Genomic DNA, 20,722 nt, shown 5'->3' with positions numbered 1-20,722 from the left:
GTCCGATCTCGGGCAGGATGGACCTATGAACATTCCGTTCGCCGAGTCCGAGCGCTCAACGGTCGGCATCGAGTGGGAGCTCGCGCTCGTCGACTCGGACTCCGGCGACCTGCGCCAGGTCGCGCAGACCGTGCTCGACGCGGTCGCACCGGACGGCGGCGGAGAGCATCCGCACATCCGCCAGGAGCTGTTGCTCAACACCGTGGAGATCGTCTCCGGGGTCTGCCACACCGTGGGCCAGGCGGGCGCCGACCTCGAGCGGGCGATCGACGAGATCCGCGAGGTGACGGATCCGTTGCGCGTCGAGCTGATGTGCGCCGGCACGCACCCGTTCGCCGCGTGGGACCACCAGAAGGTCACCGACAAGGAGCGGTACGCGACGCTGATCGACCGCACGCAGTGGTGGGGCCGCCAGATGCTGATCTACGGCGTCCACGTCCACGTCGGCATCGAGGACCGCGACAAGGTGCTGCCGATCAGCCGTGCCCTGCTGACGTACTACGGCCACCTCCAGGCGCTCAGTGCGTCGTCGCCGTTCTGGGGTGGCAAGGAGACGGGGTACGCCTCGAACCGCGCCCTGATGTTCCAGCAGCTGCCGACCGCCGGGCTGCCGTTCCAGTTCGAGGAGTGGGGTCAGCTCGAGGGCTATGTCGACGACATGCTGCACACCGGCGTCATCGACGTGTTCGACGAGATCCGCTGGGACATCCGCCCGTCACCCAAGTTCGGCACGCTCGAGGTACGCGTGTGTGACGGCATCCCGTCGATGGCCGAGCTGCTCAGCATCTCGGCACTGACGCACTGCCTCGTCGAGTTCTTCTCGTCAGAGCTCGACGCCGGCCGCGAGCTGCCGACCGTGCCGCCGTGGTTCGCGCAGGAGAACAAGTGGCGCTCGGCCCGCTACGGCATGGACGCGATCCTGATCCTCGACAAGCACGCCGACGAGGAGCTCGTGACGACCCATCTGCACCGCGTCCTGGAGCAGCTCGCACCCGTCGCGGAGCGGCTCAAGTGCACCGACGAGCTGGCCGGCATCCACGACATCATCTCCGGCGGAGCGTCCTACCAGCGCCAGCGCCGGGTGGCCGCCTTGAACGGCGGAGAGCTCGACGCCGTGGTCGGATCTCTCGTGGAGGAAATGCGAGCGGGTCGTGCGTTGTTGAACTTTCCATGACTTCTTCTGACACCGCCACGTCCCCGACCGTCTCGACCTCGACCGAGACGGTCGACTTCTGGTTCGACCCCTTGTGCCCGTTCGCCTGGATCACCTCCCGCTGGATGCTCGAGGTCGAGCAGGTGCGCGACGTGCACACGACGTTCCACGTCATGAGCCTCTCGGTGCTCAATGCCGACAAGGACGTCGAGCAGCGCTACAAGGACATGCTGGAGCGCGGCTGGGGCCCCGTACGCCTCGCGATCGCCGTCGAGCAGGCCCACGGCCCGGAGGCACTGCGGTCGTTCTACACGTCGATCGGCACCAAGCACCACAACGAAGGCCGCGAGTTCGACAAGCAGCTCTACGCCGAGGTGCTGGAGGAGATCGGCCTGCCGGTCGACCTCGCCGATGCCGCCGAGGACATCTCCCTCGACGACGCGGTGCGCGCCTCGCACCAGGACGGCATCGACCGGGTCGGTGAGGAGGTCGGTACGCCGGTCATCTCCATCGGCGGCACGGCGTTCTTCGGCCCCGTGCTCCAGAGCATCCCGCGCGGTGAGGTGGCCGGCTCGGTGTTCGACGGCGCCCGCCTGCTCGCGGACTACCCGGACTTCTTCGAGCTCAAGCGCACCCGCAAGGGCGAGCTGTCGTTCGACTGAACCGACCGCGGGCCGCCACTAGGCTCTTTTGCATGAGTCTTCACCCGCAGTCGCGAGCGCTGCTTGACACGCTCGGCCCCTCCGCGTACGGCTCGCTCGGCGAGACGTACGCGGAGGTCCGTGCGACCGCCCGGGCCGCCGCGCTGGCGAGCACCGACCAGATCGGCCTCGACCACGTCAGCGACGTGGACGCCGACGGTGTGTCGTGCCGGCTCTACCGGCCGCGGCAGGGCGCGCCCGTCGCCCTGTACGTGCACGGTGGCGGCTGGGTCCTGCACGACCTCGAGACCCACGACGCCTTCTGCCGCTACCTCGCGCACACGACGGGGTGGGCGCTGCTGGCGGTGGACTACCGCCGGGCGCCCGAGGAGCCCTACCCAGCGCCGCTCGACGACGTGCAGGCCGCCGCGAGGTGGCTCCGGTCGCACGATCGTGAGCACCGGATCGACGCGTCCTTCCTGCCGGCGATCGGCGACTCCTCAGGCGCCAACCTCGTCGCCGGACTGGCCGTGCGGGAGCCGACCGCGATCGACTTCCAGGTGCTGATGTACCCGCCGGTCGACCGACGCGCTGACCTCAGCGGTCCCGACGACAACGCGGCACTCGAGCGCACGGCGATGGACTGGTTCTGGGAGTCCTACGCGCCCGGCGCCACGGGTGACCTGCCGGAGGTGTCGGTCGTCAACGCGACCAACCTCGCCGACCACCCGCCGGCGTTCCTGGTGACCAACGAGCACGACCTGCTGCGCGACCAGGGCGAGGTCTACGCGGCCCAGCTGGCCGAGGCCGGCGTCGACGTGACGGCGTTCCGCGCGCTGGGCATGGTGCACTCCTACTGGCGCCAGCCGGCGGTGTTCGATGCAGCACGTGCGTCGGTGACGATGGTCGGCGCCCTGCTCGACGCCCGTCGGGCGCGTGCCCGCTGACTGGCATACTGGGCGCGTGAGCGGGGATGTGTGGCTGTCGAGCAAGCGCACCCAGACCCTCCGCAAGCAGGTCGCCGAACGCCCGAGGCTGATCGTCCTGCCCGTCGTCGGCGTCGCCCTCGTCGTCCTGCTGGCACTCCTTCCCGGCCCGGCCACGTTCGCATCGCTGGTCGTGCTGGTCGCCGGCTCCTTCCTGGTCCCGCGGATCTCGGAGACCCCCTCGTACGCGTACGGGCTGCCGGGAGTGCCGGACGGTCCACCGCGACCCAGCCGCATCCCCGTCGAGGCGCACACCTGGGTCAGCCTCGCCGCTGCCGTCGTGGCGGTGATGCTGACGGTTGTCGGCGCGCCATCGGCGGCGTTCGTGGCGTTGGCTGTCGTGGCGGTCGTCGCGTGGCTCGCGTGCGCGGGCACGATGCTCCGCTACCTGCGCCACGGCCGGCGGGTCCGCGAGGCTCTGGAGGCGTACGCGCCGACGATCGCGATGGGCTTCGCCGGGCGCTCGGGCGGGCCCTGGCAGCTGCGCATGTGGGAGCCCTACCTGCTGCGCTCCGGCGAGCGCTGCGTCGTGATCACACTGCACGAGAAGTACCTCCCCTTGATCCTCGACGGCGCCGACCTCACGTCGCCGCTCGTCCAGCTCGGCTCCCGCGGGACGCGCGATCTCGACTCGTTGTTCGTGCGCTCGATCCGCGCGGTCTTCTACGTGCAGAACGCGCAGTCCAACAAGGGGTTCATGGACCACACCGACCTGACCCACGTGTGGCTCAACCACGGCGACTCCGACAAGCCGGCCAACTTCAACCCGCGCCACGCGCTGTACGACATCCTCGTGGTCTGCGGCCAGGCCGGCATCGACCGCTATGAGCGCCACGGCATCCACGTAGCGCCCGAGAAGTTCCGCATCCTGGGCCGTCCGCAGGCCTCCGGGGTGCTGCCGGCACGAGGTCCGATCGCCGAGCGCCGGCCCAAGCGCGTGCTCTACGCCCCGACCTGGCACGGTGTGGACGACGCGGTCAACTTCTCGTCGCTCGAGAAGGGGCCAGACATCGTGCGAGCCCTCATCGCCCGGGACGTCTCGGTGATCTTCCGGCCCCACCCGTTGAGCTATCGCTGGCGCCGCCGCGCAGCGGTCATCCAGGAGATCCGCGACATCCTGCGCGCCGACCGCAACTCCTCGGACCGTCGCCATCGCTGGGGCAAGGTCGTCGACAAGGAGTGGAGCGTGGTCGACTGCGCCAACCACTCGCACGCCCTCATCTCCGACGTCTCGAGCGTCGTCTCGGACTTCCTGCAGTCCGAGAAGCCGTACGCCATGACGAGCATGCGCGCCGGCATCGAGGAGTTTCGCGACGAGTTCTCGGTCGCGCAGACCGGCTACGTCCTGCTCGGCGACATGTCCAACCTCGACGAGGTGCTTGACGACCTCCTCGTACGTGACCCGCTCGCCGCGGCGCGGGCCGAACGCAAGCGCTACGTGCTGGGGGACTTCGTGGGCGAGGAGTCCGCCGACGCGTTCGCGGCTTTCGTGCGCGAGCTCGTCAGAGGTGCCTGAGCAGCTTGCCGCAGGGACTGGAAGACTGAGCACATGCGCGTCCACATCGGCTCAGACCACGCAGGCTTCGAGCTCAAGACCCACCTCATCGCCTGGCTCAACGACAACGGATACGAAGCCGTCGACCATGGCGCCGAGACATACGACTCCGAGGACGACTACCCGCTCTACTGCATCGCTGCGGCTGCCGCCGCGGTCGGCGAACCCGGCTCGCTGGCGGTCGTCATCGGAGGCTCGGGCAACGGCGAGCAGATCGCCGCCAACAAGGTCAGGGGTGCGCGTGCCGCGCTCGCCTGGAGCACCGAGACGGCTTCGCTGGCCCGTCAGCACAACGACGCCCAGGTCGTCGCGGTCGGTGCGCGGATGCACACCGCCGACGAGGCGACGGCGATCGTCGAGACGTTCCTGACGACGCCGTGGAGCCACGCCGAGCGCCACCAGCGCCGGATCGACATGCTGCTCTCCTACGAGGAGACCGGCGAGCTTGCCTGAGGGGCACACGCTCCACCGCCTGGCCGACGAGCTCCGCACGACGTACGTCGGGCGGGCCGTGACCTCGTCGAGCCCGCAGGGCCGGTTCGCCGCCGAGGCGGCACGGATCGACGGACACGTGCTCGACGGCGCAGAGGCGTGGGGCAAGCACCTTTTCGTCTCGTTCGCCGACGTGCCGGAGCAGGCGCACGTCCACCTCGGCCTCTACGGGACGTTCGTCATCAGCCCCGGCGTCGATCGTCCCGTCGTGGGGCAGGTGCGGTGGCGCCTCGAAGCCGGGTCGACGGCCGATCTGCGAGGAGCCAACACGTGCGAGCTGCTGACGCCCCCGGAGGTCGACGCCCGGATCGCCCGACTCGGCCCGGATCCGTTGCGGGCTGATGCCGACCCGGATCGCGCCTGGCACCGCATCCACCGCTCCACGACCCCGATCGCCGCGTTGCTGATGGATCAGGCGGTGCTCGGCGGGGTCGGCAACGTCTACCGGGCGGAGGTGTTGTTCCGCAACGAGGTGGCTCCGATGACCGCTGGGCGCCGAGTCACTCACAAGCGCTGGAACGCGATGTGGGCCGACCTCGTCGACCTGATGCGCGACGGGGTGCGCACCGGCCGGATCGACACCGTCAGGCCCGAGCACGAGCCCGAGGCGATGGGCCGTCCGCCGCGTGCCGACGACCACGGGGGAGAGGTCTACGTCTACCGGCGAGAAGGGCAAGCCTGTCTCGTCTGCGGGATGCCCGTGCGACGCCGAGTCCTCGCCGGCAGAAACCTGTTTTGGTGTCCGACATGCCAGCATCGTGGATAGGGTCGATGGTGTGACGACTCGGTTCCGGCGGACGCTGCCCACACTGGCGGGCTACGTCGATGAGCGCATCGTCCGGTGGCGCACCGGCACCAGTGAAGGACAGGTCGCGGTCCTCGGCGGCTTGATCGTCCTGTCCACCGGCATCATGCTGCTGTCGCTGATCAGCTACAACACATTCCCGGCGGCGACCTTCGTGATCCCGATCCTGCTCGGCACGATGGCCCTGCGCTACAAGCCGCTGCTCGCACTGGTGCTGTTCATCGTCGCGGCGACGGCGATCACAGTGACGCACGAGACGATCAAGTCGGGCATGACCACGGGCCGGGTCAGCACTCTGATCGTCATGGCGCTCGTCGCCGTCATCGTGCTGTTCGAGTCGAGCCGTCACCGCAGCGGCCTGCCGGGCCCTCTCGGTGAGGCGATGCTGGTCGACCTCAAGGACCGGCTCCAGGCGCAGGGCGTCGTTCCGCCGCTGCCCACGGGCTGGAAGTCGCAGTCCGCGATGCTGCCGGCGGGGGGCGCCAAGTTCGCCGGTGACTTCCTCGTCGCCAACCTGTCGGAGGACGAGACCAAGCTCGAGATGGTCCTGGTCGACGTGTGCGGCAAGGGCGTGGCCGCAGGCACCCAGTCCCTGCAGTTCGCGGGCGCGCTCGGTGGCCTCATCGGTGCCCTGCCTCCGCTCGGCCTGTTCGCCGCCGGCAACGACTTCCTGGTCCGGCAGAACTGGGACGAGGGCTTCGCCACGGCGGTGCACGTCCTGATCGACCTGCCGAGCGGGAATTACTCGATCATCAACGCCGGACACCCTCCGGCGCTGCGCTGGGACTCGGCCAGCTCGGTGTGGCAGATCGACGGTGCGCGCGGCACGGCGCTCGGCATCATGAAGCGGCCGGACTTCCACCAGACGACCGGACGCCTCGAGGTCGGCGATGCGCTGATGTTCTACACCGACGGCGTCGTCGAGTCGCGGACGCAGGACTTCACGGCCGGCATCGAGTGGCTGCGCACGGAGGCGGCGACGATCGTGACGGCAGGCTTCGACCAGGCACCACGCCGCATCCTCAAGATGGTCACGACGGGCGACGACGACCGAGCGGTGCTGATCCTCAGTCGTCCTGGGGTGCCGGCGCTGCCGGCTGAGGGAACTGAGTCCGCAGCACCGCGTCCCAACCACGCGCTCCCATGAGGTTGCGGCTGCGGATCGACAGGCTCGCAGACGGCGTGACGGTGTAGCGGATCCTGGGCCGACGGGTGGTCAGCGACCTCTCGATGACCTTGGCGACCGCGTCAGGGCCCCCTCCGAGGTGCCGCATGGGCCCCGCATACACCTCCTTGGTCGCCTTGGCGACCTCGGCGTTGAACTCCGCGTACGGGCCGTCGTCGTTGCCCGCCATCGACGCGACTGCGGCATTCTCGAAGTTCGTCGTGATCAGGCCCGGCTCGACGATCACGACCTTGACGCCGAACCCGGCGACCTCGAACCGCAACGCGTCCGACAAGGCCTCCACGGCGTACTTCGTCGCGTGGTACGCCCCGCCGCCCGGGAACACGAGCCGGCCGCCCATCGACGAGATGTTGACGATGCGCCCGGAGCCCTTCTGTCGCATCGACGGCAGCACGAGCTGGCACATCCGGACCAGGCCGAACACGTTGGTCTCGAACTGCCGGCGTACGTCGTCGAGGTCCAGCGTCTCGACCGCACCGGACTGCGAGTATCCGGCGTTGTTGACGAGTGCGTCGATGCGACCGGCCTCGCCGAGCACCGTGTCCACGGCTGTGGTCATCGAGTCCTCACTCGTGACGTCGAGCGCGAGGGCGCGGCACCCGCCCGCCGCCAATGCGTCGAGGGTCTCGGGCCTGCGCGCCGTGGCGTAGACGGTCCAGCCGGACTTCGACAGGCGAGCAGCCGTCGCCTCCCCGATGCCGGACGAGCAGCCGGTGATGAGCACGGTTCGAGCAGCGGGATCGGTCATGTCGCCCAGTATGGCGGCAGATCGTGGCTACGCTACGGGAATGGCCGACGCCCCCGAGCCCATCCGATTCGCCGACGTCGCCGAAGCGGAGGCCTGGTACGAGGCACACCATGCCGACACCGATCGGGCGTGGTTCGTGATCGCCAAGAAGGGCTCAGCGCTGCAGACGCCGACCTTGGCGGAGCTGCTCGACCTCGCTCTCGCGTTCGGCTGGATCGACGGCCAGCGGCGATCGCTCGACGAGCAGGCCTACCTCCAGTCGTACGGGCCCCGGCGCCCGCAGAGCCCGTGGTCGGAGATCAACCGCGACAAAGTCGCGGCCCTGACCGCGGCTGGCCGCATGCGCCCGGCCGGTGTCGCAGAGGTCGAGCGGGCCAAGCAGGACGGCCGGTGGGACGCCGCGACCGCGAGCCCGTCCACGGCCGAGGTGCCTGCGGACTTCCTGGAGGCGCTGGAGGCGAACCCGGCTGCGAAGGAGTTCTTCGCGACGCTCAACAAGCGCAACACGTTCGCGGTCTACTACCAGCTCCATCACGCCAAGCGTCCCGAGACCCGCGCCCGGCGCATCACGAAGTTCGTCGCGATGTTCGAGCGCGGGGAGACCCTGCACTGACCTACCAGGTGCGGTCGACCCTGCGGTGGTAGTGCGTGCCGGCCTTGCCGCCGGCCAGCGCGGCCAGCAGTGTCGCGAAGATCGCCGCGGCGATCGTGACCGCACCGCCGAGCGTCAGGTCGTCGGTGGGGATGGGCACGTCAGGGATGTCGACGCGGTTCATGACGTCGTACTCCGAGCCGTACACGGCTCCGATGATCGCGGCGATCACGACGACCACCACGCTGATGAGCCACACGGCCCAGCCCTGTCGGGCTCCGTCGAATCGCGACATGCGACCGGCGACGTACCCGCCCGCGTAGAAGCTGATCAGCAGCACGACGAGCAGGACGATGGCGGCGCCGATGCTGATCTTGCCGGCCTCCCGGTCGAGCTGCGACTGGGTCACGTCATTGGCGTTGCCGACAGCGGCCGCGACAGCGCCGATGATGCTCGAGAGCAGCACCGCCATGCCGACCGCGACGAGCCAGCCGAAGAATCCGGCACCCGCGTTCATGCCGCCCCAGCGCTCTTGCTGGTGCTGCTCGACCGTGGCGTCGCGCTCGTCGGGGTCGACAGCTGCCGTGCGGCCGGCCACGTCGTCGCGCGTACGCGTGTCCGTGTCGACGTGCTCGCCCTTGTCCCTGTTCCAGATCATGGCCGTCTCCTGTCCTCCAGCGCGGGTGCGCCCATCACGAGGTGTGGTGGAGGGACTACCCAGGTCGCGGGGATGTCAAGCAATTTCGGGGTGATTCGGCCTCGGTCTGCTGGGTATCGAGAACAGCACGACACGATCGGAGGGATGGAACATGACGGACTTGAACGGACGACGAGTGGCGATCCTGGCCGCCGACGGCGTCGAGCGAGTGGAGCTCGAGCAGCCGCGTGGCGCCCTGACTGACGCAGGGGCCACGACGCATCTGCTGTCGTTGCAGGATGGGCAGATTGCTGCCCGCAACAACGACCTGGAGGACGCCGGTACGTTCGACGTCGACGCGCTGGTCGGCGACGCCTCGGTGGACGACTACGACGCACTGTTGCTGCCGGGCGGGACGGTCAACCCGGACAAGCTGCGGGTCGACGAGACCGCGATGGCGTTCGTGCGGGAGTTCGTCGAGAGCGGCAAGCCCGTCGCGGCGATCTGCCACGGACCGTGGAGCCTGCTGGAGGCCGGCGTCGTGTCCGGTCGGACCGTGACATCGTTCCCCAGCATCCGCACGGACCTGAGCAATGCCGGCGCGACCGTCGTCGACGAGGAGGTCGCGACGGACGGCAACCTCATCACGAGTCGCTCGCCGGACGACCTGGACGCCTTCAGCGGCGCGCTGGTGTCGGCGATCGGGAACGCCTAACCCCAGAGGTTCGGCATGACGTAGGGCCCCTCGATGGAGGGGCCCTACGTCACGGGGTGGAGCGGACGACGATCCCTGCTATGGCGCCTCCGGCGCGACGAAGGGGCCCATCGAGTCTCGACGACCGGACGGGCCCCTTCGGGGCGGAGCGGACGACGAGACTCGAACTCGCAACATTCTGCTTGGAAGGCAGAGACTCTAGCCAATTGAGTTACGTCCGCGAAGCCTTGCGGCAACGACATACATCTTGCCACATGCGCGGACTGGATCAGGCGTCGGTGTGCACGATGACGTCGGCATGGCGGCGGGTCTCCTCGGCCGAGAAGTGAGCCGCCTCCTGTGCCGCCCAGGTGTCCCAGAACGGCGCATACACACCACCGTCCCGCGCCAAGGCGCGCTGCTTCCGTACGGCCGTGGGTGCCTCGACCCAGATCAGCAGGCTGAGGAACGGTCGTATCGCCCCCGACCCACTGCCGACGCCGTCGAGGATGAGGAGAGGCACGGGAGGTACGTGCAGAGGCGCGCCTGGTCGGTCCTCGACCCAGTCCCACCGGGCGGCCGTGCCCACGTCGCCCACCGCAACAGACTCGAGCACGCCGTGCACCATCGGAGGAGTCGCGGCGAGACCGTGCCAGCCCGGGTAGAGATCCTCCAGGTGCAGCACGCTCGCGCCCGCCGCATCGGCCAGCTCGCCGACGAGGCTCGTCTTGCCCGATCCGCTCGGTCCGTCGACCGCGACGACGGTCGTCGAGCCGCACGCAGGCTGCCGTTCGTGGATGAGAGCGACGAGCCCGTCGTACCGATGCGAGGTCACGGGGCAAGTGTCCACTAGACTGACGCGGCTACGGGATGTAGCGCAGCTTGGTAGCGCATCCGCTTTGGGAGCGGAGGGTCGCAGGTTCGAATCCTGTCATCCCGACTTCGTGAAATGCCGCACCGGACGTACGTCTGACCGTCGCGTGACGTTCACCCTCCGCTGGAGGGTTGGTTCTGCCGCACCTGTCCGAATGGGCATGTGACGACGAGGACTGGAGCCCTGCTCCCGGATCGTAGGACGTTCCTGATCGGCAGCTTCGGTCTCGCCGCAGGGGTGGGCGTGCTGGGGTCGGAGGTCCTGTCGACCCCGGCGGCGTCGTCGACGGTGTCGCCGTTCCGCCACGGAGTCGCCTCGGGCGACCCGCTCCCCGACGCAGTCGTGTTGTGGACCCGGGTGACCCCGACCGAGCAGTCGGTCCCGGGGTCGGGTCAGGGGCCTCGCGTCGCGGTGCGCTGGGAGGTCGCCCTCGACGACGCATTCACGGACGTCGTGCGCTCCGGCACGGTCCACACCGACGCCGGGCGCGACCACACGGTCAAGCTCGACGCGACCGGGCTGGCGCCGGCGACGGACTACTGGTTCCGCTTCACGTACGCCGACGCCGTGTCACGTACGGGGCGAACGCGCACGGCACCCGCACCGGGGAGCACGCCTGAGCGACTGCGGTTCGGCGTCGTGTCGTGCGCCAACTGGCAGGCAGGCTGGTTCAACTCCTACCGGCACCTCGCCGAGCGGGGAGACCTCGACGCCGTGATCCACCTCGGCGACTACCTGTACGAGTACCAGCCGGGCAAGTACTCGTACGGCTTCCGCAACGAGGACGTGCGCCGGCACGACCCGCCGCGGGAGATCGTCAGCCTGAGCGACTACCGGCGCAGGCACGCGCAGTACAAGACCGACCGCGATCTCCAGGCCTTGCACGCCGCGGTGCCGTTCATCGTCACGTGGGACGACCACGAGGTGGCCGACGGCAGCTGGGCTCACGGAGCGTACGAGCACCAGGCGCGTGAGGGGTCGTACGCCAAGCGCGTGCGCGCGGCCCAACAGGCGTACGACGAGTGGATGCCTGTGCGGATCTCGGGCACGGCGGTGGTGGGTGACGGGCGGAAGATCTACCGGCGACTGCAGTTCGGCCGGCTGGTCGACCTGTCGATGCTCGATCTGAGGACCTATCGCAGCAAGCGCGTCGGCGAGGACGATCCGGCGATCAACGACTCCACGCGCACGATCGCGGGGGAGCACCAGCTCGCGTGGCTCAGCGGGAACCTCGCGACGTCGCCGTGCCGCTGGAAGCTCGTCGGCAACCCGGTCATGCTCGCGCCCGTGCGGCTGCCACCCCGGCCGGCCGCGGAGGAGTTCGCCCTGAGCCAGACCGTCAGCCTCACGCCGCTCCGGTCGTCGACCCCCAACACCGACGAGTGGGACGGCTATCCGTCGGACCGCCGGCGGCTGCTCGGCCGGGTCGAGGCTGACGGCACGACCGACGTGGTGTTCCTGACCGGCGACGTGCACACCGCGTGGGCCAACGACGTGCCCGGCCCGAGCGGCAGCGTCGTCGCCACCGAGCTCGTGTGCAGCTCGATCACGAGCAACAACGTCGACGACTTCATCGGTGCGCGGCCGCGGACGGTCTCGCTGACCCTCGAGGCAGCGATCCAGGCCGAGAACCCGCACGTACGCTTCGTCAACCTCGACGACCACGGGCACTCCGTCCTCGAGGTGACGCCGGAGCGGATCCAGATGGACTGGTATGCCGTCCACGACCGCCGCGACCCGCGTTCGGGCTCGCGGCGACTGGCGTCGTGGTCCGTGAAGTCCGGGGTGGCACGGGTCGAGCCGGTCGATCACCCGCTCGACGCCTGATCGCGGGGGCGAGACTCGATTCGGGGTTGCCTTGTCGCCCGTGAGAGACTGGTACGTCGCTGCAATCGCCGGGCGTACGTCCGCGGCAGCCCCCACCGTCAAGCATCGAGATCATGCAGGAGATCAGTCACGTGAAGAGCACCACCGAGACACTGAGCCCGACCCGGATCAAGCTCACCATCGAGGTGCCGTTCGAGGAGTTCAAGCCCAGCCTCGACGCCGCATACAAGACCATCGGCTCGCAGATCACGATCCCCGGCTTCCGCAAGGGCAAGGTCCCCGCGGCGATCGTCGACCAGCGGGTCGGCCGCACCGCGGTGCTCGACGAGGCCATCAACTCCGCACTGCCCGGCTGGTACAGCCAGGCCCTGCAGGACACCAAGATCCAGCCGCTGAGCCAGCCCGACATCGACCTGTCGAAGTTCGAGGACGGCGAGCCCATCGAGGTCACCGCCGAGCTCGACGTACGTCCTGAGCTCGAGCTGCCCGACATCTCCACCATCGCGGTCACCGTCGAGGATGCTGCTGTCGGCGACGACGACGTCGAGGAGCAGCTCACGGCGCTCCGCGAGCGCTTCGCCACGTTCGCCGAGGTCGACCGTGCTGCCGCCGAGGGCGACTTCCTGACGATCGACCTGTCGGCTTCGCAGAACGGTGAGGACATCGAGGCGGCTCAGGCCGAGGGCATGCCCTACACGATCGGCCGGGCCACGATGCTCGACGGCCTCGACGAGGCACTCATCGGCCTCAAGGCCGGCGAGTCCAAGACCTTCACGACCAAGCTCGTCGGCGGCGACCTCGCCGGCAAGGACGTCGACGTCACCGTCACGGTCAAGGACGTCAAGGAGCAGCAGCTCCCCGAGCTCGACGAGGAGTTCGCCCAGACCGCGTCCGAGTTCGACACGATCGACGAGCTGCGTGCCGACCTGACCGACCGCGTCACGCGCGGCAAGCGCATGGAGCAGGCCAACGAGGCCCGCGACCTGGTGCTCGACGAGATCGTCAGCAAGATCGACGCGCCGCTGCCGGAGAACCTCGTCACCGAGGAGATCGACAGCCGCCGCCAGCAGATCGAGCAGCAGCTCGCGATGGCCGGGGTCGAGTTCCAGACCTACCTCGATGACGAGAAGCAGACGATCGACGAGTTCGAGGCCGACCTCGAGAAGCGCGTGCGCGACTCGCTGATCGCCCAGTTCGTGCTCGACCAGATCGTCGCCAACGAGGAGTTCGGCATCGACGACGCCGAGCTGTCGCAGCACATCATGCGCCGCGCCCAGCAGTCCGGCGAGGACCCCAACGCGTACATCCAGCACATCATGGAGCACAACCACGTGCCCGAGATGGTGAGCGAGGTGCTGCGCGGCAAGGCGCTCGCGTCGCTCGTGGAGTCGGCCAAGGTCACGGACAAGTCCGGCAACGTCATCGAGCTGTCCAAGCTGCGCGCTGACGGTACCTACGGCGACGAGGCGGATGACGCAGAGGCTCCCGCCGAGGCGTGATGCATAACTCCCCGCGTGGGAGTTCATTTTCGGTTCGGATACCGGCAGTATGTACACATGCCCGATGAACCTGCACGGACGACTGACGTCGCGGCGCTGGCTCTCGACTACAGCGACCGCCTGATCGTCGGCACCGTACGTGACCTGCACTCGGCCGTCGCCTCCCGCATGTTCAAGGCGACACGGGTCGTGGGCGGTCACGTCCCGGAGTCGCTGCACGATGCCGTCGTCACGTCGGTCTACGGCGCGATCTCCGGCGTCCTGCGCGTCTCGAGCGGCTCAGTGCGGGCGCTCGCGACGCGCGGCATCGGCCGGCCGATCGAGGACACCCGGCGGGGCCGGCTCGTGGTCGCGGCGGTCAACGGCCTGATCGGCGACGAGCTCCGCATGCTCGACGACCCGCAGGCGATCACGATGGCGATCCGGTCCGAGGGCCAGGACGTGCCCGCGACGTCGTGGCCCCTCGCCGAGGCATTCCGTGACGGCACGAGCCATCCCGTGGTGTTCCTGCACGGGCTGTGCGAGAACGACGAGTCGTGGGCCAACGGCGCCAAGGTGCACGGCACGACGTACGCCGAGCGGATCCTGGCCGAGACCGACGGCACGCCAGTGATGATCCGCTACAACACCGGGCTGCACATCTCCGAGAACGGCAAGCATCTCGACGCGCTGCTCCAGCAGGTCGTGGAGTCGTGGCCCGTGCCGGTCACGCGCATCACCCTCGTCGGTCACTCGATGGGCGGCCTGGTCGCCCGCGCGGCGACGAACCATGCGACCGCCTCCGGGCAGACGTGGCAGCACCTCGTACGCGACGTGGTGTGCCTCGGCACCCCGCATGCGGGCGCGAACCTCGAGAAGGTCGCTCACCTCGGCTCCCGCCTGCTGCGCTTCTGGCCGGAGTCCACGCCGTTCAGCTCGATCCTCGAGAGCCGCTCGGCCGGCATCGTCGACCTGCGCCACGGCTACATCACCAAGGACGAGTGGGAAGGGCAGGACCTCACGGGTCAGTGGGGCCTCGATCGCATCGCCGCGGCGCCGCTGCCGCTCGCGGAGTACCACTTCGTCGCGGCCACGCTCGGTGCCTCGCAGCGCCACCCGCTGAGCGCCGTGCTCGGCGACCTGCTGGTGCACTTCTCGTCGGCGACCGGTGTCGGTCGCGCGGGGCCCATCGTCGACGGCGCGACGTTCGAGTACCTGCCGAGCGCCCACCACTTCGCGCTCCTCAACCACCCCCAGGTGGGAGACTGGCTCGTCGAGTGGCTCAACTCCCGTACGCGCAACGTGCGCGCACTGCCCGCCGCACCGCGGCGCGCCTGAGCGTCGTACGCACCGAGAGGACCGAACCATGGGGCAACCCCCGCTCGAGTCGAGCATCCAGATCGCCGCGACGCCCGACGAGGTGTGGGCGGCGGTCTCGGACGTCAAGGCCATGCCGCGTCGCAGCCCTGAGCTCGTCGGCATGTGGTTGTTCGGCAAGCCGCGAGTCGGCCGCCGCGGGCTCAACCTCAACCGGCGCAAGGGCTTCGCCTGGCCGACGCTGAGCCGGATCGTCCAGTGGAAGCCGCCGGCCAACGACAACGGCCGTGGCGTCTTCCGGTTCCACGTGTGGCCGACCAACGTCGACTGGTCCTACGAGATCGAGCCCGTCGACGGCGGCACCGAGCTGACCGAGCGGCGGACGGCGTTGCCCAACCCGTCGCTGAGCGTACGTCTGACCGCCCGGTACGCCCTCGGTGGCGCAGACTCACACGACGCGGAACTGCTCGACGGCATCGACCGCACGCTGGCCACGATCAGGTCCGAGGTCGAGGCTCAGCGGTAGAACTCCTCGTCGATGCTCGCGAGGCGCGACGGGTGGACGCGGTCGCCGAGGCCGTAGAAGTGCTGGAAGCTCATGATGAGCGGCCGCCAGCGATCGGGGTCGATGCGGTGGTCGGTGCCGGGCATGCGGATCGCCTCGTGCACGTGGACCCGGTCGACGTGCACCTCGAACATCAGCGCGCCGTCGCCGACCGGGTGCGAGTCGACCACGTGCGCCTCGAGGTTGACCGGGCACTCGGCGATGCGGGCTGCGGCGACGGTGTCCGAGGGCAGCGCCGTCAGACCTGCTCGCGCGAACTTGTCGGGCTCGTACGCATATCCGCGCCCCGCCTTGGCGGGCGGCACGTCCCTCCGGCCGGTCGTCAGCGCCAGTCGGTCGACCTCGGTCACGAGCTCCACCGACGGCAGGTTGAGCACGCAGTCGGGGTTGCGCTGCAGGTTGGCCGCGGTCTGCGACCGTGCACCGATGCCGAGCACGCCGGTGTGCCCGAGCCAGAACGCCGACGACATCGGCATGATGTTGCTGCTGCCGTCGGGATTGACCGACGTCAGGAGCACCACCGGGGTGCCGAAGTAGAGGATCGCCGGGTCGATCACGGTGTGCGGGTCGAGGGTCTGCGTGGTCACGGTCATGCATCCATCGTCAGGGAGTTCCGCCGTGCGGACCGGCGGGTTTCGGACGTGACGTTTCAGTGGCGGAGAGCAGCGTCAGCGATCGACGAGGGTGAGCTCGAAGGCGTACAGGTCGGGGCGGTACGCGTGCCGGCCGTACTCGACGGCGCGGCCGGCGTTGTCGTACGCCGTGCGGGCCATCGTGAGCAGGGGAGCGCCCTTCTTCTCGCCGAGCAGCTCCGCCTCCTCCGCGCCGGCGCCACGTGCGCCGATGCGTTGGCGGGCGACGCGCATGAGGATCCCGGACGACCGCATGTGGGCGTACAAGCCGGTCTTCGCCAGGTCGACGGCGTCGAGGTCGACCACGTCGACGGGGATGAAGTTGTGCATCACGGCGAGTGGCTGCTTGCCGACGTAGCGCAGGCGCTCGAGCGACCACACGTCCTCACCGACCTTGAGCTGCAGCTCGTGCGCGACGTCCTCCTCGGCGGCGACCTTGCCGACCGCGAGCACCTCCGTACGCGGCTTCTGCCCTGCGGCGCTGAGGTCGTCGAACAGGCTGGTCAGCTCGACCGAGCGACGGATCTTGCCGTGCACGACCTGGGTGCCGACGCCGCGCTTGCGCACGAGCATGCCCTTGTCGACGAGCACCTGGATCGCCTGGCGCATGGTCGGGCGCGACAGCCCGAGGTCCTTGGCGAGCGCGATCTCGTTGTCGATGCGTTCTCCCGGCGCGATCTCGCCGCTCAGGATGGCCTGCTCGAACTGCTCGGCCACCTGGAAGTACAAGGGCACGGGGCTCGACCGGTCGAGCGTGAACCTGGGGCCTGGCATGCGGACAATGTATCCGTTCATGACTAGACGTCAATATGTCAGGACAAAGGGTTGACACGGCTTGTGAGGAGCGCCACACTCGCTCTTGATAGTTTGTCAGCACAAACCCGCAAAGGAACAGCATGACCGCGAGCGACCTGCGTCAGACCGGCCCCCGAGTGGCCGGTGCTCCCATCTCCTGGGGGGTGTGCGAGGTGCCCGACTGGGGCTACCAGATGCCGCCCGAGCGCGTCATGACCGAGATGGAGCGGTTGGGGCTCACGGCGACGGAGTTCGGACCCGACGGATTCCTCCCCGAGGACGCCGAGGCCAAGGCGACGTTCCTCGCGACGTACGGACTCGAGGCCGTCGGCGGATTCCTCCCCGTGCTGCTGCACGACCCGGCCCACGAGCCCATCGCCGAGGTCGACGTCTTCATCGACAGCTGCCTCGCGACCGGTGCCGGTGTCGTGGTGCTCGCCGCCTCCACCGGACACGACGGCTATGACGAGCGGCCGGTGCTCGACGACGTGCAGTGGAAGACCCTGCTGACCAACCTCGACCGCATCTCAGACCACGCAGCGGAGCGTGGCGTGCTCGCGGTGATCCACCCCCACATCGGCACGATGGTCGAGGACGCCGACGACGTCCAGCGGGTCGTCGACGGATCGCACATCGGCTTCTGCATCGACACGGGCCACCTCAAGGCCGCGGGGGCTGACCCCGTCGCGATCTCGCTCGCCAACCTCGACCGGGTCAAGCACGTGCACCTCAAGGACGTCGACGCCGCCAAGGCGGCCAAGGTCGTCGCCAAGGAGATCACCTTCTCCGACGCGGTCGCCGACGGCATGTGGCGCGTGCTCGGCACCGGCGATGTCGACGTCAAGGCCATGGTCGAGGCGCTGCAGGGCGCCGGCTACGACGGCTGGTACGTCCTGGAGCAGGACGTCATGTTCAAGGACGGCGAGCCCGAGGGCGAGGGCCCGATCGCTGACGTCCGCGCCAGCCTGGACTACCTGAAGGCTGTCCTGGCGTGACCTCGTTCGAGCTCATCACGATGGGACGCGTCGGCGTCGACATCTATCCCGAGCAGGTCGGCGTCCACCTCGAGGACGTCACCTCGTTCGCCAAGTTCCTGGGCGGCAGCTCGACCAACGTCGCGGTGGCTGCGTCACGGCTGGGCCACAGGGTCGCCACCATCACGCGTACGGGCGACGACCCGTTCGGCCGGTTCATCCACACTGCGCTGCAGGGCTTCGGCGTCGACGACACGTGGGTGACACCCGTCGCCGGCCTGCCGACGCCGGTCACGTTCTGCGAGATCTTCCCGCCGGATGACTTCCCGCTCTACTTCTACCGTGAGCCCAAGGCGCCGGACCTGGAGATCAACGTCGACGAGCTCGACTTCGACGCGATCCGTGCCGCCGACGTCTTCTGGGTCACCGGCACCGGGCTGTCGCAGGAGCCGAGTCGCGCTGCCCACCTGGCCGCTCTCGAGGCGCGCGGCAAGCGGGGCATCACGGTGCTCGATCTCGACTACCGCCCGATGTTCTGGGAGTCCGCCGAGGCGGCCACCGCCCAGATCCAGGCCGCCCTCCCATACGTCTCGGTGGCCGTCGGCAACCGCGAGGAGTGCGAGGTCGCGATCGGCGAGACCGACCCGCAGGCCGCCGCCAAGGCGTTGCGGGCCACCGGCGTCGAGCTCGCTGTCGTGAAGCAGGGCCCCGCCGGTGTGCTGGGCGTACGCGGCGAGGAGTCCGTCGTCGTGCCGCCCGTCCCCGTCGACGTGGTCAACGGCCTCGGCGCCGGCGACGCGTTCGGCGGCTCACTCGTCCACGGCCTGCTCAGCGGCTGGGACCTCACGACCACACTGGCGTTCGCGAACGCTGCCGGCGCGTACGTCGCCGGACAGCTCTCGTGTGCCGATGCCATGCCCACCGCAGGCGAAGTCGCCGCGGTGCTCGAACGGGGGAAAGTCTGATGACCGCGGTGAACGCCGAGAGCATCGCACGCGTCGTGACGACGCGTGCGCTCCATCCGGAACGGATTGCCGAGCTCGCTGCGAGCCGGCAACAGCCGACCAGCCTCGCGGGGGAGACGGGCCGACTGCTGCTCGTCGCGGCCGATCACCCGGCCCGCGGTGCCCTCCGGGCCGGCGACGACGCGCTCGCGATGGGCGACCGGGCCGAGCTGCTGAGCCGTATGGTCCGCGCGCTCGAGCGCCCCGGTGTCGACGGCGTGCTCGGCACGGCTGACGTCATCGAGGACCTGCTGCTGCTCGGAGCCCTCGAGGGCAAGGTCGTCATCGGGTCGATGAACCGCGGCGGCCTGGCCGGCACGGTCTTCGAGATCGACGACCGGTTCACCGGCTACGGCGCCGGCGCGATCGCGGCAGCGGGCTACCAGGGCGGCAAGATGCTGTTCCGCATCGACCCTGAGGACCACGCGACCCCGGCGACGATGCAGGCCTGCGCCCATGCGGTGGACGAGCTCGCGGCGCACCAGGTGATGGCGATGGTCGAGCCCTTCATCTCGCGTCGTGACGCCTCGGGACGCATCCGCAACGACCTGACGACCGAGGCGGTCGTCCGCTCCGCGACGGTCGCGGCGGGGCTCGCCAGCACGTCGGCGTACACGTGGCTCAAGCTCCCCGTGGTCGACGACATGGAGTCGGTGCTGGCCGCCACGACCCTGCCGGTCGTGCTGCTCGGCGGTGAGGTCTCGGCCGACCAGGGTGCTCAGTTCGCCGCCTGGTCCAAGGCCCTGACCAGCCCGAACGTCCGCGGCATGGTCGTCGGGCGCACCCTGCTGTTCCCGCCCGACGGCAACGTCGAGGCGGCCGTCGACGCGACCGTTGAGATGATTCGCTCATGACGTACGTGGTGCGCTCGGCCCAGGACATCACGCCGGAGTCTGCCGGCTGGGGCTACAGCGGGCTGCGCATCGTCGAGCTCGCCGCCGGCGAGAGCCAGGCACTGGCCACCGAGGGCTCCGAGTACGTCGTGCTGTCACTCGGCGGCTCAGCCGTCGTGACGGTCGACGGTCACACGTACGACCTGGAGGGCCGCACCAGCGTGTTCGCCGGGCCGAGCGACGTGGTGTACGCCCCTCGCGACGCCGAGCTGTCGGTCAGCAGCGAGTCCGGAGGCCGCTTCGCCCTCGCCTCGTCGCGCTGCGACAACCGGCTCGCGCCTGCCTACCTGGCCAAGGCCGACGTTCCGGTCGAACTGCGCGGCGCGGGCCAGTCCAGCCGGCAGGTCAACAACTTCGGCATCCCCGGTGTCCTCGAGGCGGACCGCATCATCGCCTGCGAGGTGCTGACGCCCGGCGGAAACTGGTCGTCGTGGCCTCCCCACAAGCACGACGAGGAGCGCGACGGTGAGACCGCCTTGGAGGAGATCTACTGGTTCGAGGTCGCGGACGGCCCCAACGGCCCCGGCATCGGGTTCCAGCGGGTCTACGGCCACGATGGTGCCGACATCAACGTCACGACCGAGATCCGCAGCGGCGACGCCGTCCTGATCCCGCACGGCTGGCACGGCCCGTCGATCGCGGCGCCCGGCTACGACCTCTACTACCTCAACGTCATGGCCGGCCCCGGCGCCGAGCGTGCCTGGCTGATCTGCGACGACCCGGCCCACACGTGGGTCCGTGACACCTGGGCCGACCAGCCGGTCGACCCGCGACTGCCGTTCGGGCAGGAGGCGCTCGTATGAGCGAGCGCAGCGAGCGAATCATGGGACAGGGTTCATGCCGGCGCCGCCGTACCGTGTGCTCTTCATCGGAG

22 protein-coding genes and 2 tRNA genes are annotated in these 20,722 nt (G+C 69.4%); 18 read left to right on the top strand and 6 right to left on the bottom strand.

Going from position 1 to position 20,722, the window contains the following annotated elements; genetic code table 11:
• The first annotated feature begins 25 nt into the window (after positions 1 to 25).
• Genes BOSE46_RS15700 through BOSE46_RS15670 form a run of 7 tightly spaced genes read left to right on the top strand, consistent with a single transcriptional unit; the run spans position 26 to position 6,779 of the window.
• A complete protein-coding gene (locus tag BOSE46_RS15700) occupies positions 26 to 1,174 on the top strand; it encodes a glutamate--cysteine ligase (protein ID WP_159541124.1) in 1,149 nt (382 codons plus the stop codon).
• Positions 1,171 to 1,815, top strand: coding sequence for a disulfide bond formation protein DsbA (locus BOSE46_RS15695; protein WP_159541123.1), 645 nt, complete (start codon positions 1,171 to 1,173; stop codon positions 1,813 to 1,815). The genes BOSE46_RS15700 and BOSE46_RS15695 overlap by 4 nt, the downstream gene beginning before the upstream one ends.
• 32 nt (positions 1,816 to 1,847) lie before the next feature.
• On the top strand, positions 1,848 to 2,741 hold the full coding sequence (locus BOSE46_RS15690; protein ID WP_159541122.1) for an alpha/beta hydrolase: 894 nt from the start codon (positions 1,848 to 1,850) through the stop codon (positions 2,739 to 2,741).
• 16 nt (positions 2,742 to 2,757) lie between these two features.
• Positions 2,758 to 4,296, top strand: a complete 1,539-nt coding sequence (locus BOSE46_RS15685) for a CDP-glycerol glycerophosphotransferase family protein (RefSeq protein WP_159541121.1) — start codon at positions 2,758 to 2,760, stop codon at positions 4,294 to 4,296.
• A gap of 33 nt (positions 4,297 to 4,329) precedes the next feature.
• The gene (locus tag BOSE46_RS15680) at positions 4,330 to 4,788 is read left to right on the top strand and encodes a ribose-5-phosphate isomerase (RefSeq protein WP_159541120.1); all 459 of its coding nucleotides are present in this window, start codon (positions 4,330 to 4,332) and stop codon (positions 4,786 to 4,788) included.
• A complete protein-coding gene (locus tag BOSE46_RS15675; protein WP_159541119.1) occupies positions 4,781 to 5,593 on the top strand; it encodes an Fpg/Nei family DNA glycosylase in 813 nt (270 codons plus the stop codon). Before BOSE46_RS15680 ends, BOSE46_RS15675 begins: the two co-directional genes overlap by 8 nt.
• Before the next feature lie 10 nt (positions 5,594 to 5,603).
• Complete coding sequence (locus BOSE46_RS15670; RefSeq protein ID WP_159541118.1) at positions 5,604 to 6,779, top strand: PP2C family protein-serine/threonine phosphatase; 1,176 nt, start codon at positions 5,604 to 5,606, stop codon at positions 6,777 to 6,779.
• Here the strand turns inward: BOSE46_RS15670 and BOSE46_RS15665 are convergent.
• A complete protein-coding gene (locus tag BOSE46_RS15665) occupies positions 6,700 to 7,566 on the bottom strand; it encodes an oxidoreductase (RefSeq protein ID WP_159541117.1) in 867 nt (288 codons plus the stop codon). The two genes, BOSE46_RS15670 and BOSE46_RS15665, sit on opposite strands and share 80 nt — an antisense overlap.
• Before the next feature lie 40 nt (positions 7,567 to 7,606).
• Between BOSE46_RS15665 and BOSE46_RS15660 the strand changes: the two genes are divergently transcribed.
• On the top strand, positions 7,607 to 8,179 hold the full coding sequence (locus BOSE46_RS15660; protein ID WP_159541116.1) for a YdeI family protein: 573 nt from the start codon (positions 7,607 to 7,609) through the stop codon (positions 8,177 to 8,179).
• Position 8,180: 1 nt separating this feature from the next.
• Here BOSE46_RS15660 and BOSE46_RS15655 read toward each other — a convergent pair whose 3' ends face one another.
• On the bottom strand, positions 8,181 to 8,816 hold the full coding sequence (locus BOSE46_RS15655) for a hypothetical protein (RefSeq protein ID WP_159541115.1): 636 nt from the start codon (positions 8,814 to 8,816) through the stop codon (positions 8,181 to 8,183).
• 151 nt (positions 8,817 to 8,967) lie between these two features.
• Here BOSE46_RS15655 and BOSE46_RS15650 point away from each other — a divergent pair, with 151 nt between their 5' ends.
• Positions 8,968 to 9,510: a type 1 glutamine amidotransferase domain-containing protein gene (locus BOSE46_RS15650; protein WP_159541114.1), complete on the top strand. Its 543-nt coding sequence runs from the start codon at positions 8,968 to 8,970 to the stop codon at positions 9,508 to 9,510.
• A 147-nt stretch (positions 9,511 to 9,657) separates the two neighbouring features.
• Here the strand turns inward: BOSE46_RS15650 and BOSE46_RS15645 are convergent.
• Positions 9,658 to 9,731: transfer RNA gene (locus BOSE46_RS15645), tRNA-Gly, on the bottom strand.
• A gap of 47 nt (positions 9,732 to 9,778) precedes the next feature.
• Positions 9,779 to 10,324 carry a 4-amino-4-deoxy-L-arabinose transferase gene (locus BOSE46_RS15640; RefSeq protein ID WP_159541113.1) on the bottom strand — a complete coding sequence of 182 codons (546 nt, stop codon included), beginning with the start codon at positions 10,322 to 10,324 and terminating at the stop codon, positions 9,779 to 9,781.
• A 31-nt stretch (positions 10,325 to 10,355) separates the two neighbouring features.
• Between BOSE46_RS15640 and BOSE46_RS15635 the strand changes: the two genes are divergently transcribed.
• The 5 genes from BOSE46_RS15635 (at position 10,356) to BOSE46_RS15615 (ending at position 15,511) form a co-directional block, all read left to right on the top strand.
• Positions 10,356 to 10,429 (top strand) — tRNA-Pro (locus BOSE46_RS15635).
• A 96-nt stretch (positions 10,430 to 10,525) separates the two neighbouring features.
• Positions 10,526 to 12,190: an alkaline phosphatase gene (locus tag BOSE46_RS15630; protein WP_236551773.1), complete on the top strand. Its 1,665-nt coding sequence runs from the start codon at positions 10,526 to 10,528 to the stop codon at positions 12,188 to 12,190.
• A 131-nt stretch (positions 12,191 to 12,321) separates the two neighbouring features.
• Positions 12,322 to 13,689 carry a trigger factor gene (gene tig / locus BOSE46_RS15625; protein WP_159541112.1) on the top strand — a complete coding sequence of 456 codons (1,368 nt, stop codon included), beginning with the start codon at positions 12,322 to 12,324 and terminating at the stop codon, positions 13,687 to 13,689.
• A 57-nt stretch (positions 13,690 to 13,746) separates the two neighbouring features.
• A complete protein-coding gene (locus tag BOSE46_RS15620) occupies positions 13,747 to 15,006 on the top strand; it encodes a triacylglycerol lipase (protein WP_159541111.1) in 1,260 nt (419 codons plus the stop codon).
• A gap of 28 nt (positions 15,007 to 15,034) precedes the next feature.
• The gene (locus BOSE46_RS15615; protein WP_159541110.1) at positions 15,035 to 15,511 is read left to right on the top strand and encodes an SRPBCC family protein; all 477 of its coding nucleotides are present in this window, start codon (positions 15,035 to 15,037) and stop codon (positions 15,509 to 15,511) included.
• Here BOSE46_RS15615 and BOSE46_RS15610 read toward each other — a convergent pair.
• Together BOSE46_RS15610 and BOSE46_RS15605 are read right to left on the bottom strand one after the other, a co-directional pair.
• A complete protein-coding gene (locus BOSE46_RS15610) occupies positions 15,502 to 16,143 on the bottom strand; it encodes a flavin reductase family protein (protein ID WP_159541109.1) in 642 nt (213 codons plus the stop codon). The genes BOSE46_RS15615 and BOSE46_RS15610 overlap by 10 nt on opposite strands.
• A 75-nt stretch (positions 16,144 to 16,218) precedes the next feature.
• Entirely contained in the window at positions 16,219 to 16,956 is a 738-nt protein-coding gene (locus BOSE46_RS15605; RefSeq protein ID WP_159541108.1) for a GntR family transcriptional regulator, read from the bottom strand.
• A gap of 122 nt (positions 16,957 to 17,078) precedes the next feature.
• On the opposite strand from BOSE46_RS15605, the gene BOSE46_RS15600 reads away from it, so the two are divergent.
• Genes BOSE46_RS15600 through iolB form a run of 4 tightly spaced genes read left to right on the top strand, consistent with a single transcriptional unit; the run spans position 17,079 to position 20,651 of the window.
• A complete protein-coding gene (locus BOSE46_RS15600; protein WP_159541107.1) occupies positions 17,079 to 17,972 on the top strand; it encodes a TIM barrel protein in 894 nt (297 codons plus the stop codon).
• Between the two features lie 20 nt (positions 17,973 to 17,992).
• Positions 17,993 to 18,916 carry a 5-dehydro-2-deoxygluconokinase gene (gene iolC, locus BOSE46_RS15595; protein WP_159542858.1) on the top strand — a complete coding sequence of 308 codons (924 nt, stop codon included), beginning with the start codon at positions 17,993 to 17,995 and terminating at the stop codon, positions 18,914 to 18,916.
• Positions 18,916 to 19,809, top strand: coding sequence for an aldolase (locus tag BOSE46_RS15590; RefSeq protein ID WP_159541106.1), 894 nt, complete (start codon positions 18,916 to 18,918; stop codon positions 19,807 to 19,809). The genes iolC and BOSE46_RS15590 overlap by 1 nt, the downstream gene beginning before the upstream one ends.
• Positions 19,806 to 20,651, top strand: a complete 846-nt coding sequence (iolB, locus tag BOSE46_RS15585; RefSeq protein ID WP_159541105.1) for a 5-deoxy-glucuronate isomerase — start codon at positions 19,806 to 19,808, stop codon at positions 20,649 to 20,651. Before BOSE46_RS15590 ends, iolB begins: the two co-directional genes overlap by 4 nt.
• Positions 20,652 to 20,722 lie beyond the last annotated feature (71 nt).

It is taken from the genome of Aeromicrobium sp. 9AM (assembly GCF_902506105.1).
Taxonomy (GTDB): domain Bacteria; phylum Actinomycetota; class Actinomycetes; order Propionibacteriales; family Nocardioidaceae; genus Aeromicrobium.
This window is presented reverse-complemented; position numbering and strand designations above follow the sequence as displayed.

Bases quoted from the DNA above. Each gene is read 5' to 3' on its own strand.
- BOSE46_RS15610 (WP_159541109.1), bottom strand. From the start codon at position 16,143: ATGACCGTGACCACGCAGACCCTCGACCCGCACACCGTGATCGACCCG.
- BOSE46_RS15700 (WP_159541124.1), top strand. From the start codon at position 26: ATGAACATTCCGTTCGCCGAGTCCGAGCGCTCAACGGTCGGCATCGAG.
- BOSE46_RS15680 (WP_159541120.1), top strand. From the start codon at position 4,330: ATGCGCGTCCACATCGGCTCAGACCACGCAGGCTTCGAGCTCAAGACC.
- iolC (WP_159542858.1), top strand. From the start codon at position 17,993: ATGGGACGCGTCGGCGTCGACATCTATCCCGAGCAGGTCGGCGTCCAC.
- BOSE46_RS15690 (WP_159541122.1), top strand. From the start codon at position 1,848: ATGAGTCTTCACCCGCAGTCGCGAGCGCTGCTTGACACGCTCGGCCCC.
- BOSE46_RS15695 (WP_159541123.1), top strand. From the start codon at position 1,171: ATGACTTCTTCTGACACCGCCACGTCCCCGACCGTCTCGACCTCGACC.
- BOSE46_RS15660 (WP_159541116.1), top strand. From the start codon at position 7,607: ATGGCCGACGCCCCCGAGCCCATCCGATTCGCCGACGTCGCCGAAGCG.
- BOSE46_RS15615 (WP_159541110.1), top strand. From the start codon at position 15,035: ATGGGGCAACCCCCGCTCGAGTCGAGCATCCAGATCGCCGCGACGCCC.
- BOSE46_RS15665 (WP_159541117.1), bottom strand. From the start codon at position 7,566: ATGACCGATCCCGCTGCTCGAACCGTGCTCATCACCGGCTGCTCGTCC.
- iolB (WP_159541105.1), top strand. From the start codon at position 19,806: ATGACGTACGTGGTGCGCTCGGCCCAGGACATCACGCCGGAGTCTGCC.
- BOSE46_RS15650 (WP_159541114.1), top strand. From the start codon at position 8,968: ATGACGGACTTGAACGGACGACGAGTGGCGATCCTGGCCGCCGACGGC.
- BOSE46_RS15620 (WP_159541111.1), top strand. From the start codon at position 13,747: ATGCCCGATGAACCTGCACGGACGACTGACGTCGCGGCGCTGGCTCTC.
- BOSE46_RS15605 (WP_159541108.1), bottom strand. From the start codon at position 16,956: ATGCCAGGCCCCAGGTTCACGCTCGACCGGTCGAGCCCCGTGCCCTTG.
- BOSE46_RS15590 (WP_159541106.1), top strand. From the start codon at position 18,916: ATGACCGCGGTGAACGCCGAGAGCATCGCACGCGTCGTGACGACGCGT.
- BOSE46_RS15655 (WP_159541115.1), bottom strand. From the start codon at position 8,816: ATGATCTGGAACAGGGACAAGGGCGAGCACGTCGACACGGACACGCGT.
- BOSE46_RS15600 (WP_159541107.1), top strand. From the start codon at position 17,079: ATGACCGCGAGCGACCTGCGTCAGACCGGCCCCCGAGTGGCCGGTGCT.